16 protein-coding genes are annotated in these 15751 nt (G+C 26.4%); 10 read left to right on the top strand and 6 right to left on the bottom strand.

Annotated elements, in window-relative coordinates; all coding sequences use genetic code 11:
* Positions 1-372 precede the first annotated feature (372 nt).
* A complete protein-coding gene (locus tag GQX97_RS01255; protein ID WP_157150152.1) occupies positions 373-2802 on the top strand; it encodes a hypothetical protein in 2430 nt (809 codons plus the stop codon).
* Positions 2803-3291: 489 nt separating this feature from the next.
* On the opposite strand, the gene GQX97_RS01260 is transcribed toward GQX97_RS01255, so the two are convergent.
* Genes GQX97_RS01260 through GQX97_RS01270 form a run of 3 tightly spaced genes read right to left on the bottom strand, consistent with a single transcriptional unit; the run spans position 3292 to position 4711 of the window.
* Positions 3292-3732, bottom strand: coding sequence for a hypothetical protein (locus GQX97_RS01260; RefSeq protein ID WP_157150153.1), 441 nt, complete (start codon positions 3730-3732; stop codon positions 3292-3294).
* Entirely contained in the window at positions 3707-4255 is a 549-nt protein-coding gene (locus GQX97_RS01265; RefSeq protein ID WP_157150154.1) for a hypothetical protein, read from the bottom strand. Before GQX97_RS01265 ends, GQX97_RS01260 begins: the two co-directional genes overlap by 26 nt.
* 18 nt (positions 4256-4273) lie before the next feature.
* On the bottom strand, positions 4274-4711 hold the full coding sequence (locus GQX97_RS01270; RefSeq protein ID WP_157150155.1) for a hypothetical protein: 438 nt from the start codon (positions 4709-4711) through the stop codon (positions 4274-4276).
* Positions 4712-5010: 299 nt separating this feature from the next.
* Between GQX97_RS01270 and GQX97_RS01275 the strand changes: the two genes are divergently transcribed.
* From GQX97_RS01275 to GQX97_RS01285, 3 genes are all read left to right on the top strand, one after another.
* Positions 5011-5208, top strand: a complete 198-nt coding sequence (locus tag GQX97_RS01275) for a type II toxin-antitoxin system HicA family toxin (protein WP_157150156.1) — start codon at positions 5011-5013, stop codon at positions 5206-5208.
* 24 nt (positions 5209-5232) lie between these two features.
* Complete coding sequence (locus tag GQX97_RS01280; RefSeq protein WP_157150157.1) at positions 5233-5631, top strand: type II toxin-antitoxin system HicB family antitoxin; 399 nt, start codon at positions 5233-5235, stop codon at positions 5629-5631.
* Between the two features lie 150 nt (positions 5632-5781).
* Positions 5782-6516 (top strand): Bax inhibitor-1/YccA family protein, encoded by a 735-nt coding sequence (locus GQX97_RS01285; RefSeq protein WP_157150158.1) that lies wholly within the window; start codon positions 5782-5784, stop codon positions 6514-6516.
* 73 nt (positions 6517-6589) lie between these two features.
* Here the strand turns inward: GQX97_RS01285 and GQX97_RS01290 are convergent, their stop codons facing one another.
* Positions 6590-7132, bottom strand: coding sequence for a GNAT family N-acetyltransferase (locus GQX97_RS01290; RefSeq protein ID WP_157150159.1), 543 nt, complete (start codon positions 7130-7132; stop codon positions 6590-6592).
* Between the two features lie 168 nt (positions 7133-7300).
* On the opposite strand from GQX97_RS01290, the gene GQX97_RS01295 reads away from it, so the two are divergent.
* The 5 genes from GQX97_RS01295 to GQX97_RS01315 all read left to right on the top strand — a co-directional run bounded on the left by GQX97_RS01295 (position 7301) and on the right by GQX97_RS01315 (position 13515).
* On the top strand, positions 7301-8188 hold the full coding sequence (locus GQX97_RS01295; RefSeq protein ID WP_157150160.1) for a polyprenyl synthetase family protein: 888 nt from the start codon (positions 7301-7303) through the stop codon (positions 8186-8188).
* Positions 8189-10042, top strand: a complete 1854-nt coding sequence (locus GQX97_RS01300; RefSeq protein WP_157150161.1) for a motility associated factor glycosyltransferase family protein — start codon at positions 8189-8191, stop codon at positions 10040-10042.
* 69 nt (positions 10043-10111) lie between these two features.
* The gene (locus GQX97_RS01305; protein ID WP_157150162.1) at positions 10112-11371 is read left to right on the top strand and encodes an AAA family ATPase; all 1260 of its coding nucleotides are present in this window, start codon (positions 10112-10114) and stop codon (positions 11369-11371) included.
* A 2-nt stretch (positions 11372-11373) separates the two neighbouring features.
* Positions 11374-12036, top strand: coding sequence for a hypothetical protein (locus tag GQX97_RS01310; protein WP_157150163.1), 663 nt, complete (start codon positions 11374-11376; stop codon positions 12034-12036).
* 96 nt (positions 12037-12132) lie between these two features.
* Positions 12133-13515 (top strand): hypothetical protein, encoded by a 1383-nt coding sequence (locus GQX97_RS01315; RefSeq protein WP_157150164.1) that lies wholly within the window; start codon positions 12133-12135, stop codon positions 13513-13515.
* 62 nt (positions 13516-13577) lie between these two features.
* Here the strand turns inward: GQX97_RS01315 and GQX97_RS01320 are convergent, their stop codons facing one another.
* Together GQX97_RS01320 and GQX97_RS01325 are read right to left on the bottom strand one after the other, a co-directional pair.
* Entirely contained in the window at positions 13578-14255 is a 678-nt protein-coding gene (locus tag GQX97_RS01320) for a hemolysin III family protein (protein ID WP_157150165.1), read from the bottom strand.
* Positions 14256-14345: 90 nt separating this feature from the next.
* The gene (locus tag GQX97_RS01325) at positions 14346-14972 is read right to left on the bottom strand and encodes a hypothetical protein (protein WP_157150166.1); all 627 of its coding nucleotides are present in this window, start codon (positions 14970-14972) and stop codon (positions 14346-14348) included.
* Positions 14973-15102: 130 nt separating this feature from the next.
* Here GQX97_RS01325 and GQX97_RS01330 point away from each other — a divergent pair, with 130 nt between their 5' ends.
* Complete coding sequence (locus GQX97_RS01330) at positions 15103-15687, top strand: HAD family phosphatase (RefSeq protein WP_157150167.1); 585 nt, start codon at positions 15103-15105, stop codon at positions 15685-15687.
* The last annotated feature ends 64 nt before the right edge of the window (positions 15688-15751 follow it).

Consider the following 15751-nt stretch of genomic DNA (forward strand, 5'->3'; position numbering starts at 1 on the left):
ACCAAAAGAACTGCATTTAACAAAATATACATTTATGTTTAATTTTAGATTTTATATTATATTGAAAATATATTGTAAAATATAAAGTCAAAGTATTTGCACTTTTTGCAACTTTTTGCTGCGGGAAAAAGTTGAATAAAATATACATTAAATAAAAAAAACTATTTGTTAAGATATTTGCAGGGCTTTGCCCCGCACCCCAGTTCTTTTATTGGTATAAAAGAACCAAAAGAACTGCATTTTTTTAGGTAAAATACAAGTATTATATTTATATATTCTAAAATATAAAGTCAAATCATTTGCACTCTTTGCAATTTTAAAACTGTTATGAAATTGTTGACTTTTAATGAAAATTAAAATATTATAACTATTATGTCTTACAGTAAAACTATCAGAGAAGAAGAATTAAAAAATAAAGTCGCTAGAGATTATTTTTACTCTTTTGATAATACTCAAATTATAGAGGAGATTGATTTTAGTATCGCTCCAAAAAAAGAAGCAGATAAAAAAGATACTGAATATTTTTTGTGGGCAGAAGCTAAAAAAGGAAATAAAAATGATATATATGAATCCTTTGTGCAGCTTATACTCACTATAGGAAAAAAAAGAGTATTCGATAAACATTTGCCGCCGCCTTTCTTGGGGGCTTTTGATGCTGAGAAAATCGCTTTTATTCAGTATTATAAAGTGCTTGATGTTTTTAATCAAAATGATTTTAATTGGAATGTAACCCCTTCTGACCATGAGTCTAAAGAGTTTAAACAGCTATACAACCTTGTAGAAAATACTTTGAAAAATGAAAGCTATATTTATAAATTTGATGATGATGAGAGTGAATTAAAAGAGTTTATAAGGGCTAATTTTATAGCGGGTAAAAACTCCTTATCGAAAGTGCAGATAGATAAGAATAATTTTGTTAATATATATTCAAAGTGGCTTAATGCCGTAAAAGAATCTATATCTGTGGATTGGGATAGGGCTAAAAGTTTTGGTATAATAGATGCCGATTTTTATTTGGCGGATTTACTAAGCGAGAATAATTTAACATTAAAAGAAAAACTATATGTAATACTAAAAACTGACCATTATGAGCTTGACAGAAAAATAGACGATATGGGGCTTGCATCGAGTAAGGAAGCGTATTTTTATGATAAGCAGAAGGCACATAATGAGTTTTGGAAGAGGTATCAAAGACCGCCTAAAAGTGAGTATTGGGATTATATAATAGAGAGGCGGGATTTACTTGTGCCGCAGGATATAAGAGAGCGAAAGGGGTCGTTTTTCACGCCGCAGATATGGGTTGAGAAGAGTCAGGAATATATAGCGGAAGTATTGGGGGAGAATTGGCAGGAGGAATATTATATATGGGACTGTGCGGCAGGCACGGGGAATTTGCTTGCGGGGCTTACGAATAAATATAACATATGGGCATCTACTTTGGACAAGGCAGATGTAGAGATAATGAAAGAGCGAGTGAAGAATGGCGCGAACTTGCTAGAGAATCATATATTTCAATTTGACTTTTTGAATGACGAGTTTGATAAGCTTCCAGAAGATTTGAGGCGAATAGTAGAAGATGAAGAGAGTAGGAAGAAATTAGTAATCTATATCAACCCACCTTACGCCGAGGCTGGAAATAAAAAGAAAATGTCAGCAACAGGAGAGCATAAAGATAAAGTTTCTACTGACAACAATACATATATAAAATATAAAAAGCTACTTAGTAAAGCAAGTAATGAGATATTTGCACAATTTTTTATAAGAGTTTATAAAGAAATTCCTAATTGCGTGTTAGCTTCTTTTGCTACATTAAAATATATTAATTCTACTAATTTTGTAAAATTTAGAGAAGTTTTTGAAGCGAAATTTTTAAATGGTTTTATGGTGCCAGCTTATACTTTTGATAATGTTAATGGGCAATTCCCTATAGGCTTTATGATTTGGGATACTTCTAAAAAAGAAAAGATAAAAAAAATAAGATTGGAAATTTTTAATGATGAAGAAAATAAAATAGGTGTAAGAAATTTTTATACAAATGAAAAAAATATTAATACTTGGATAGACTTTTACAAATTATTATCAGGCGAAATTAATCTTGGTATTATAGTTGGAGATAGCCCAGATTTTCAAACGAATAATTTTGTAAACATTTCAAATATGAAACCAGAAAGACATGGAAAAATTATGCCTGTAAATGTAAATAATATCATATATATGTGTATATATTTTTCAGTGCGTCATTGTATTGAGCATACTTGGATTAATCACAACGACCAATTTTTTTATCCTAATGACTCTTGGGAAGAAGATACAGAATTCAAAAATGATTGTTTAGCTTTTACACTTTTCCACTCTAAAAACAGAATTTCTTCAGAGCACGGCGTTAATCATTGGATTCCGTTCACCGAAGTGCAGCTTAATGCTAAAGACTCTTTCGCCTCTCACTTCATGACTGATTTCCTCTCTGGAAAAATTAAAAAAACTACTTCAGACAATGACAGTCTTTTTAGCAGCGACACAAAATCGTCTTCTCCTTTAAAATTTTCAAGCGAGGCTAATGCGGTTTTTGAGGCTGGGTTATCGCTATGGAAATATTATCATTCTTTCGACCTCATTAATGTTAATGCGTCCTACTATGACATACGTGCGTTTTTCCAGAAGTTTAATGACAAGGGGCGTATGAATCCAACCTCTAAAGACGAGACTTATAACTCATTACTTGCCGACCTCAAACGCAATCTTGACGTTCTTGCCCAAAAGATTGCCGTTAAGGTGTATGAGCATGGTTTTTTGAAAGAATAAAATTATTTTCAAAAAGATACAAAATATAGGTATTAATTTAATCTTATACATTCCAAGATATAAAGTAAAAACATTTGCACTTTTTGGTTCTTTTTGCGGCGGGAAAAAGAACAATAAAATTTTTATCTTTTTTATATTCGTGGGGACTAGCCCCCACACCCCCACTTCTTTTGTTGGCACAAAGAAGCAAAAAGACTGCATTTTTAAGCAAAATACAAGTATTATATTTATATATATTCTAGGATATAAAATAAAAACATTTGCACTTTTTGCAACTTTTTGCGGCGGGAAAAAGTTGAATAAAACATACATTAAATAAAAAAATTATTTGTTAAGATATTTGCAGGGCTTTGCCCTTAACGAAGTACACACCGTGCAGCACCCCAGTTCTTTTATTGGTATAAAAGAACCAAAAGAACTGCAAGCACTTATTGTCATCTTATATATTGTTGATGATTTATATATTTGGGTTATAATTGAAGTAGTGATTTAATTTTCTTCTATATGTTTAACTTCTATTTTACTTAAATTTAATATAGGTAAATCTATAGGAGGTAATTTTGCCATAACAGAAAATTGTGCCACAATTGGTCTAATATATGAGTATAAAATAGAAACTAAATTTGGAAGCAATTTTTCTGAAATATCATTTTTATATTCAAATATTCCAACTATTATCGTTTCTATTGTAGCAATAGAAATCTTATTTTTATCTATATCTTCCTGAAATAGTTCTATATCAACAGATAAATTTAATTGTATAGAATTTTCTATATCCTTTCTAGTAGAATAAAAAGATCCCATATTTAAATTTATGGCTATTTCATCTTTATTAATGACATTATTTTTTTGGAAAAAATTAGCTTTAACAAGTTTAATTTCTGTTATAGAAAAAGTAGAATTCTCATGCTGCTTCAAAATATTCATCATCTTCCTCATAATTATTTATATTATTATATTCTTTTTTATTTTCTACTTTTATATTACAATCACTAATAGATGTATTTATATTTTTTTTATCATAAATAATACTATGATTAAATTTTTTAACAGTTTCTATACATAAATCTAATAATACTGATAAAATTTTTGAATATTCTGCTATCATAATTTGACTATTATAATTTTGCAACAATTTTAATGTTAAATCATTGCATAGTCCATTTTCTTCTTGTTCAATTAAATCATTATTATTCAAATAATAATTATAAATATAATCATATCCAATAAATATATCTAAAAATGATAATATATTTTTATATTTATTATCTAAATACTTAAATAAACTTTCTATATTATCTTTATTTTTAATTAAAAAAGACTCATCCATAAAATAAATTATATAATAATCATTCTGTTCTATTAGTCTTATATTATTGTTTAATTTAAAAAAATTATCAAAATATTTTTTTAGTATTGATAATAATAAATTATCTCTATTAAAATTATTCATTTTTTACTTTCCTTATAATTATAAGTCATTTAGTATTTTAGTAAAATAATTATATGCTAAATTTAAAACATTTTGATTGCACAATTTACCAGAATATTCATAATTTTCTCTCAATTGAGCTAACTGTGTCCCTCTAGTTGCCAAAGCTTTATTTTTTTTAGCATAAGTTACTAATACAGCCCATATTGAATAACGATTCCCTTTATGTGCTAGACATTGAAGGTTACAATTTTTTATTGTACAAAGTTGCCCTCTAAAATCTTTATTACAATGTTGGCTATAACCCTTAGAAATTAAATAATCCTTAGCTAATAAAAATACCCCATAATACCACCTACCTATAATAATATGATTAATATCATCATAGTTAGATTTATTGATGTAATTAATAAATGTTTGCCTATTATTATATAGGTAATCAGCAGTATCTATATTTATTTTACCTCTATTTTTCATAAAATAACTACTTTCGTTTATTATCGAAAAGATATCTTATAATAATAATACTAATTATAAGTATATATAACTAGAATATTATAAAATGTATAAAAAATCAAGTAGATAATATAAAAATTAATATTTAATCTATATGAATATTGTAAAATTTTTTGGTACGGCTCGGTGCAGACTGTTCAAGCGTTTAGGAAGTTCGCTAAAGGGGCTTGATTGTGAGTTGACAAAAAATAGTTTATGTGTATACTTATGTGTATTAAGGAGCTTAAATACAATAACTCAATTGCAGGAGTAAAATTATTATGACAGCTTTACAAATTATAAAGCTCCTAAAACAAGACGGATGGTTTCAAATTGCTCAGAAAGGAAGCCATAAACAGTTTAAACATAATATAAAAAAGGGAAGAGTTACAGTGCCTTATCATAGTAATGTTGACTTATCAATAGCTGTGATAAAAAGTATAGAAAAACAAGCTAAGATAAAGATTTTAAATAAATAGTTTGTTTTTATAAAATATTTTATTATGAAAAAAAATATAGAAACATTTGTAGCAAATATTTATAAAGTAAAATCAGGTTATAATTCAACATTTTACGATTTTGACGGATGTGTAAGTGCAGGTAAAACTTTAGAAGAAGTAATAGATAATTCTAAAGTAGCACTTCAAATGCATATTGATGGTATAATAGAAGATGGCGAGAAAATTCCAAAAGCTTCTAGTTTGGAAAAGATAATTAAAGAAACTGAAGATGAACCTATAACGAGAATGTTAATAGAGGTAAAAGTTTCAAGAGAGAAGAAGAAGAGAATAGATATTACATTAGACGAGAGTTTATTAAAGACAATAGATAACTTATCATCAAATAGAAGTGAATTTATATCATTAGCTGCCAAAAATTATATATCTAGTTATTATAAATAAGTACAATATCATATTTCATTCAGACTGTTACTGCGTTTAGGAAGTTCGCTAAAGGGGCTTGAGTTTTTTGTTTATACCTATATAATGTTTCCAGTAATATTTGCAATTCGTTGAAAATATTATTAATTTCATTCGGAGGTTTTATTGAAAATGGCTAATCCAGTTTTATCAGAAAAAGCTTTTGATTATGAATTAAGGCATGCAAATGAAGGCACTATGACTATTAATGGTGCTATAAACAAATCTATCATTCTAACATTAGTTTTAATGCTTTCTGCAATGGTGAGCGTATTTTTTGTTTTAGCAAATAGTCCAGAAATGCTTTATCCTGCTGCTATAGGTTCATCTATAGGGGCTTTTGTTTTGGCTTTAATAATGACTTTCAAAAAAGAGTTGGCAAAGGTTTTATCTATACTTTATGCTATACTTGAGGGTGTTGCTATTGGGGCAATTTCTTATGTATTTAATGCTGCTTATGATGGTATAGTTGTTCAGGCGGTGTTTTTTACTTTTGCTGATTTATTTATTATGCTTCTGCTTTATAGATTTAGAATTATAAGAGTTACAGAAAAGTTTAGAAGTGTAATAGTGTCTGCAACTTTATGTATAGCTATTGTATATTTAGTTAATTTTGTAATGTCATTTTTGGGTGCAAGAATTCCTTTCTTATATGGTTCAAGTCCTTTAAGCATTGGTATTAGTGTTGTTATAGTTGTAATAGCTTCACTTAATTTGCTTTTGGATTTTGACTTTATGGAGAAGGGTGAGGCTTACAACATGCCAAAATATTTTGAATGGTATGCTGCTTTTGGTTTACTTGTTACTTTGGTGTGGTTATATTTAGAGATATTAAAACTTTTAGCAAAGGTAAGAAGCAGAGATTAATAATTATTAAATAAGTTATTATAAAAAGGTGTGCATAAATTGCATGCCTTTTTTATTTAAAAAAGGTATTATTTTATTTTTTACAGCAAAAAACATAATGAGGCATATCTATGTTGTAATAATGCTTTGTTATTTGAGTGACTATTTTCATTTGGTTTTTTATAGCGACTTTTTGAGAGGCTATATTGTTATCTCTTATTATAGAATAAACTCTATCAGCATTTAGTTTATTAAAAGCATATTCTTTAGAAGAGATAGCACTTTCTATAGCATATCCTAAGTGCCAATAATTTTTATTAAATAAATAGCCTATCTCAAGCAGTTCATTAGAGCCATTAATTTTTATATCAATATTTTGCATCGTTAAACCAGCTTGCCCAATTAGTTTATTATTTTCTTTTAATATAACAGCCCAAAGTCCAAATCCATAAGTTTTATATCTATTTATTTGCCTTTCAAACCATTCTCTACATTCTTCCTCTGTAAAGCCATGTTCATAAGCATACATTGTTTCTTTATCTTTTAATATCTCGCATAAACTATTATAATCTTCTTCACTATTTTTATTTAATTCTCTTAATATTAGCCTGTTTGTTTCTATAATAATTTTATTCATTATAATGTTTCCAATTTTTTAAATTAAATACTATCATTTATTTTTTATCGTATTAAATTAAAAATCAATAATAAAAACTCAATACAATTTTTTTATTTAATATTAGCTTTACATTTTCATCTCTTTTTATATAATGATTTTATTATTAAGTGGTAAGGAATAAATAATATGAATCTTAAAGAATATATGAATATAAGATTAAAAGATATTGATAATGAGATAAATAATATTTTTAAAACTAGCAATATATCATTAGAAAATAATTTTTTAGATATGCTTAAATATCCGCTTGAGGCAGGAGGAAAAAGATTAAGACCGATTTTAACTTGCCTTGCTTGTGAATTATTTAACGGAGATTATAAAAAAGCTATTATACCAGCTGTATCATTAGAACTTATTCATACATATTCTTTGGTTCATGATGATTTGCCTGCTATGGATAATGATGACTTAAGAAGGGGTAAACCTACAACACATGTTAAATATGGAGAAGCTAATGCAATACTTGTTGGGGACGGACTTCTTACTCATTCATTTGAGATTTTATCTAATGCTAATATCAATGATAAAACTTTGAGAAAACTTCTTTATGAGATAAGTTATGCTGCGGGAGTTTCTGGAATGGTTATGGGGCAGTTTATAGATTTGTATTATGAAGAGAGAGACATTGATTTTGAAATGCTTAAAATACTTCACTCTAAGAAAACAGGTGCTATGATTAGGGGAGCTGTGAGAGTGGGAGCTATTGCTTCAGAGAAAGAAAATATTAATTTAGAAAATATTACTAAATATGGAGAGGCTATTGGTTTAGCTTTTCAGATACAAGATGATATACTTGATGTAATTTCTGACAATGAAACTCTTGGTAAAACTGTGGGTAAAGATGAAAAAGAGGGCAAACTTACCTATGTTAAACAGTTTGGGCTTGAGGGGGCAAAAGAGAAGGCAATAGAGACTTCAAAAGAGGCTATAGATTATTTAAATATATACGATGATAACGAAGCAAAAAATATATTAATTGAGCTTGCAAATTATATAGTAGAGAGAAAATCGTGAATGATAGATATTAGAGAAAATAATTTAAATGCTATTAAAAAAAATATAAAAGCATATCCTATTAATTTTTTAGATTTAATTGAAAATGCCAAAAAAGAAGATAATGTTTCTTTAGAGGTTATTGAAACAAAATCCAAAAACCTTTCTGCAAAAGTTGTAAAGAATGGAAAGAGTGTTTTGCTTCATAGTGCTTATGACCCTATAAAAGAGGCTAACACTTTAATTAAAGAAATAGAAGATGATATTGATATGGTATTTGTATTTGGCATTGGCGGCGGATATTTAATCAATGCTCTAAAGAAAATTAATATCAATATAGTTGTAATTGAGCCTTCTATTAGTTTTTTTAATTTGCTTATTGATAATTTTAGATTAGATAAAATATTAGAAGATAGTAAGATTACATTTTTTATTGGCGGATATGACATTGAAGATATAGAGAAGTTTATATCTTTAAAAACCACTAAAAAAGTAAAATTTTTTATTACAAGGTCTTACAGCAATTTATTTGCAGATGACGCTTTATTTTATCAAACTAAAGTATTATCTATAATAGACAAAAAAACTATTAATATAAACACGATTTTAAGATTCGATAAATTATGGGCTTATAATATAGCATCAAATGTTGTAGAGATAGCAACTCATTATGGCGTAAATAAGTTTTTTGATAAATATAAAAATATTCCGGCGGTGGTGGTTTCTGCTGGTCCTTCATTAGAGAAAAATATTAGAAAGTTAAAAGAGTTAAAGGATAAAGCAATAATAATAGCTGTAGATACTGCGATGAAGCCGTTATCTAGTCATAATATATCGCCTCATTTTGTTATTACTATTGACCCGCAAAAAAAGAACTCAAAATATTTTAGGAATATTAATTTTAAAGATACTGTTTTAATAGCAGAATCTTCTGTTGATAATGAGGCTATATCGTCATTTAAAGGAGCAATATATTTTTTAGATTCTATATTTCCTCTTGCTAAATATTTTATGAAGCCTTTGGGAGAGAGGGGAGATGTTACTATGGGGGGAAGTGTTTCTACTGCAGCATACGACTTTGCTATTAGAATTGGTGCTAACCCTATAATAATGCTTGGGCTTGATTTGTCTTTTCCTAATCATCAGACACATATAAAAGGAAGCTATCATGAAGAGAATTTCTTCACAGAGATAGGAAAGCTTGATTCTTATGACAGCAGAATATATAAAGTGCTTGTTTCTGGCAATTTGAGAGAAGAGAAAAATGTTTATGGGGAGAGTGTGTTTACAGATTCACGTTTTGATATGTATAGAAATTGGTATGAGGAGCAATGCAAATTAAATAGCAGTAAAAAGTTTTATAATGCCACAGAAGGCGGAGTAATAATCAATGCAATGGAAAACATTACAGTTGATGAGCTTCTTAAAAAACTTGATAATATTAATATAGAAATAGATAAAAACTCTGAAGAAGTAAATAAAAAAAATAAAATATTATCAAATATAAAAACAGGTTTAGAGAAAATAGATGCTGAAATAATAGAGCTTAAGCCTTATGTATTAAATGCTATTAAACTATGCGATGAAATTAACAGTGAATTAAAAAGGCATAGAAAAGTAGATAAACTTTTAGAGAAGTTAAGTGAATCTGACATAAAGATACTTAATATAAGTAAAATTAATGAGTTTTTGGGTGTTACCATGCAGAGGGTTATAAAGTCCATTACAGAGGGTTTTGAGTTTGAAGATAGTGATTATGATAAATCTATAGTGGGCTCTTTTAAGCTTTATGAGGCCATGAAAGACAGTATTGATTATAATCATTATATAATAAGTAGAGCTTTGATAAAGATAAACAAAGAGCTTACAGTTTAAAAAATATTTAATCTTTACAAAATAAAAAAGTTCTTTATAATAAAAATAGTATTTTTTGGAAGTAGTTTTATGAAATTAAAGATATCTAATTTTGCTAAGATAGAAGAAGCAGATATAAAAATAGACGGCATAACTGTAATATGCGGAGATAATGATACAGGCAAAAGTACTATAGGTAAAATATTATTTTCAATATTTAATCATGATAATTTTAAAAAGTTTATAATAGAAGAAGATTTAAAATATAAAATATTTAATATACTTAAGAAATTAAATATAAAAAATAGATTTGGGGTTCCAATTTTTATTCCTAAAGATAGTCCGATAATAGATAAAATATATCGTTATGTAAATGATTTATCTGAAAAGGTATCATCAAAAGGTTTAATTAATATACTAAAAAATACTATTGAAAAGCAATACATTATTTTAGTTGATGATGATACATTTGATGAAATAGCAAAAAATATATTGGATATTATTTCTACAAAAAATAGTAAATTAATGTTTGAAATAATGACGGATTATTTTAGAAATATTTTTGAAAACCAAATTAATAATTTATTTAATAAAAATTCAAATGCTGAATTGGAATTAGAAATAAAGAAACAAAAAATGAATATAGAGTTTAAAAATGATGAATGTGTAAAATTTGAAACTGATTTTAATATAATTCATAATGCATTTTATATTGATAATCCATTTATAGTTAATTATATAAATAGTAATATTGATACTGATAATTTTATTTTAAAAAAGACAATAGATGATTTCTTTACTAATGATAATAAAAATGTTTTTGATTCTGTAAAAAATAAAGAAATTTTGGAAAAAGTTTATGATGTACTTAACAGTATTATAAATGCTAAAATAGTAAATAAAGATGATGATTTTTATTTGCATTATAATGAAAATGATATTGAAATAAAATTAAGAAATCTTTCAGCAGGATTAAAATCTTTTGTTATAATAAAACGTCTTTTGGAGAATGGTTCTTTAAATGAAAAAGATGTTCTTATATTGGATGAGCCAGAAATACATCTTCACCCAAAATGGCAGCTTATATATGCAGAGTTAATTGTTTTATTACAGAAATATTTTAATTTAACTATTACTATAACTACACATAGTCATTATTTTTTGGAAGCTATTAACAGATTTTCTAAAAGGCATAATATAGATGAAAGGGTTAATTTTTATATTACAGAATTCGCTGATAATAAATGTAATGTAGTATTTAAAAATGTTAATGATAATTTAGATATAATTTATGAGAAAATGTTTGAACCTTTACAGATTTTAAAGAATATGAGAGATGAAGAAATTTAATTATGACTGTTGAAGCTTTTGAAGAAATAAAATTGGCATTATCAAAAAAGTTACCGAATTTGAATTATTCTAAATTAGAAATTTCTTTAAAAGAATCATCATATAGTAAAACTTCAAAATCATATATGACAGAGTGTGAATTCGAAATTATAAATATTGATGAATTGGTAAGACAGTATGATAAGATGTATAAATTTAGAAATCCACCTAGTTCTGTAGATTCTATTTATAAATTTATTAAGATTAAAAATGAACTTTATTTGATAGAGTTTAAAAGCGGCAGTTTTAAACAGAAAAAAGAAAGAATTGATTATAAAGATAATGAAGAGTATACTAATTTTGAGAGTAAAAAATATGAAATATATAAGAAAGGATATGATAGTTTTATTACATTAATGGATTTGGGAATAATAAAAGATTTAGATTACTGTAAAAACAATGTTGTATATATACTGGTTTATAATGAAAATAAAAAAGAGGAATATGAAAATCAAAATAATATATTTTATAGTATGAAAGAATTATCAAAATCAGATTATAAAAATAGAAAATTTCAAAATATGGGTGGACTTGAACGATTTTTATTTAAAGAATCTTATGCATGTACTAAAGATGATTTTAATACTTTTATAGTTGAAGAGTTTAATAAAGAAGAAAATTTATAATAATTAATGCATAATTAGATTTTTTATAATTTTTCTTATGTTATTTCGGCTTTTGTCGATAAACTATTATAGTAGTATTTTTTAAGGTAATGTTGTATGAAATATATAATACTTTTTATATTTAGTTTTTCTATACTTTTTGCGCAGGATAATTTTTTAGATGAGATAGTATTAAATGAAGTTGAAAGAATATATCCTAATGATGAAATAGTGGCTCCTAATTCATTTAATATTAGCATGAACTTTGACTTAAATAGATATAGATTAAATGAACCTGTAACTATGGAAATAAGAATATATGCTCAAAAAGGAGAAATAAGCTTTACTAATTCTATTAATCCTTTCAATAATTATAAATTTACAGTTTATGATAATTATAATAATCCTGTTGTTTCATCAGATAATTATACATTGTGGAAATATCAAAATGATAGAACTATAGATAATTCAAAGGATAGAGTGATTACATTAAGAGAGGGTGAGAGTTATTCATTTTTTATAGATTTGAATAATTGGTTTTATTTTACAAAGCCCGGAAGATATAGAATAGAAGCTACTTTTAATCCTATGCCTGATTTAACTGAAAAATATGTTATTAGGGCAGACGATGCATATTTCTTTATTGATGAACCTCTAAGAACGGCAACTACAACTCAATCTACAAATAATATTGTTGTTGCTAGAACTTCTACTAACAGTGCTTCTACTTTGCCTGTATATTACCCTGATGAGGTTATTACATATACTTTAGATGCAATGAAGAGAAAAGAGTGGAGTAATTATTTTAATTATATGCATATGCCTTCTATTATTAGTATAAGTCAAAGATATAGTGAGGCTTATAGAAGAAATTACAGCAATACTTATCTTGAAGATTTTACTGATACTGGTATATATCAAAAAGCTGCTAGATTGAGTTTCCAAAATTTCTTAAGAGAACAATTTTCTGACACTGTTAGTGTTAATATGATAAGAACTAATTTTGGAAATAATTTCTTAAACGATTTAGAGAATGCTTATAAATCAGAAAATATTAGAGAGCTTGCTATAAGGTTTGACATTCTTTATAGAACTTCCTTGCCTGAAGATAAAAAGGCTTTATTTGATGAGTTTAAAAAATATTTAGCTTCTGCTTATGATAGAAATCTTAGAAATCAGTTTATGACAGAGTTAAGAAGAAATATAATATCTACAAAAGATACTACATTAAAAAATCATTATACTATGGTTTTGGATATGATGAGCAGAGAATATGATGCCGGCAGTGTATACACTTTATTAAATTACACAGTTGATAAAGTCACTATTACAGAAGAATATGGACTTAAAAGAGCACAAGTTGAAGTTACTATGTATAATAGATTCTTTAATATGAACACTGGGGATGTTTATGACCCTACAGTAAAAAGAATATTTATATTAAGAAAGATGGGTGAATATTGGTACATAGTTAATTATTATGATACTATAATGAGATAATATATAAATAATAAAAAATCAAGGGCTGCTTCTAAATATTTAGAGGCAGCCCTTTTTGTATATCAAGAAATCACATATTGGTATAAAAACCAGTAATGAGAGAATGAGCCCATTAATACAAATATATGAAATATGTCATGTGTGAATTGTTTAGTTTTATACTGATATTTTTTTCCTAATGCATATAAGAATGCCCCTATAGTATAAAATATTCCGCCCCATATTAACCAGCTTAAATGAAGTATATTAAACTCTCTTAGAAGAGGTTTAAAAGCAAAAGCAATAATCCAACCCATAGAAATATATAAAATTATTGTGAGTATTGGGCTTTTATATATTAAAATAGTATTTGATATCACGCCGATTAATGCACATACCCATATCACAGATAATATAAGCATTCCAACATTTTTGGGAAGAGAAAATATGCATAGCGGCGTGTATGTTGCTGCTATAAAAATATATATGCCTATGTGGTCAAATTTACGAAATAATCTTTTAACTTTACCATCTGGAAAAAAATGATAAAGAGAGCTAAATGTATATAATAATATAATACCAACGCCATAAACTACCACAGGAAGCACATAATTTTTATTTACTTTTATAAGCATAAGAACAAATCCAGCTATTGAGAGTAAAGCTCCTACACTGTGAGAAATAGCTGAATATAATTCTCCTATTTTTTGAGTGTTTTTTATGTTTTTAGTATTTATAATGCATTTTGAATTAGCTGTCATTATTCCTCCTAATTGTTGTAGCGTAATATTAACTTAATTAGGAGTATATAACAATAAAAGAAAATTACTATTTTCTATAGCATATTATAACTATTTTTCTAATTTTCCTAATAAAAAAACATTATCCCAGTCTATATCATCTTCTGTTGGTATGGGATATTCATTCCAATTAGCACCATTATATGGCTTCCAATATGAATCTTTTCCATAACCATTTTTATTTAGCCAATTTTCTAATTTTTCCATATAATATTTATTATAATTGTTTGCTATATATAGCTTTCCGTTTTCTATTACAAATCCTTTAAATCTGTAGACAGTGTTATTTTTAAAATCCCCTCTATAATTAAAATCTACAGTTAAATACATTGGGTCATATACTTTTTTACTTTCTAACAGATTATATAAATTAAATGTTGGAAGTGAGCTTAATATAAAACTTTGTCTTTTTGTTTTTGTATAATATACAGCTTTATTTTTTTCTGACATTTTTAAAAGATTATATTTTGTAGGATTAGAGTAGCCGTATATTATAATGTCTATATTAGAGTTTTTATCAAACTTATATATATTTTGAAAATTATCCATTACTATTTTATTTTTTGACTCTTCAATCCACATTTGAGCTGCTTCATTATTGATATCTTTTTTAGGTGGTGTTGTACATGAGGATATTACAAATAATATTAATAATAGCAGTAATGTTTGTATTTTCATAGTTATTTTATTGCTGATATTATATATATTATATTAGAATTATACAATATTATAATTACAGAATAAATATTAATGTAAAAATTTTCTCTTTATGTTATAATGAATATTCAAAAAATTATAAGGTTTAATTATGACAGATATAAAACTATTAATATTTGATATGGACGGTACTCTAATTGATAGTGCCTATTTGAACTATTATTCATACAGCAATGCCTTTAGAGCGTTTAATATAGAACTTGATGAAGAATATTATTATAAAAAATGCTTTGGTTTGCATTATAAAACTTTTGTAGCTAATGTGTTGGATTTAAATAAAATAACAGAAGATAAAGACACTTTAATTGAGAAGATACATATTAAAAAAGAGGAAATATATTTAAACAATCTTAATCTTTTAGATATCCACCCTTTTATTTATGATACAATATTATCTAATAGAGGCAAGAAAAAACTAGCATTGGCAACCACAGCATCGCCAAACGGAGTATATGGCATATTAAAAGCATTTAAATTAGGTGAAGTATTTGATTTAGTTTTAACAGGGGCAGACATAGCAAATAAAAAGCCTCACCCAGAGATATTTTTTAAGTGCATGGAATATTTTAATGTTTCAAATAAAGAGACAATAATATTTGAAGACAGCGAAGTTGGCTTGGAAGCGGCATACGCTAGCGAGGCATGGGTGATGAAGGTAGAGAAGTGGGTTAAGTAATTTTTATTATTTATATTTAAAGTATTTATAATAATAAAAAATCATATTTATAATAGTTTTTTTA

The organism is Brachyspira sp. SAP_772 (assembly GCF_009755885.1).
Lineage (GTDB): Bacteria > Spirochaetota > Brachyspiria > Brachyspirales > Brachyspiraceae > Brachyspira.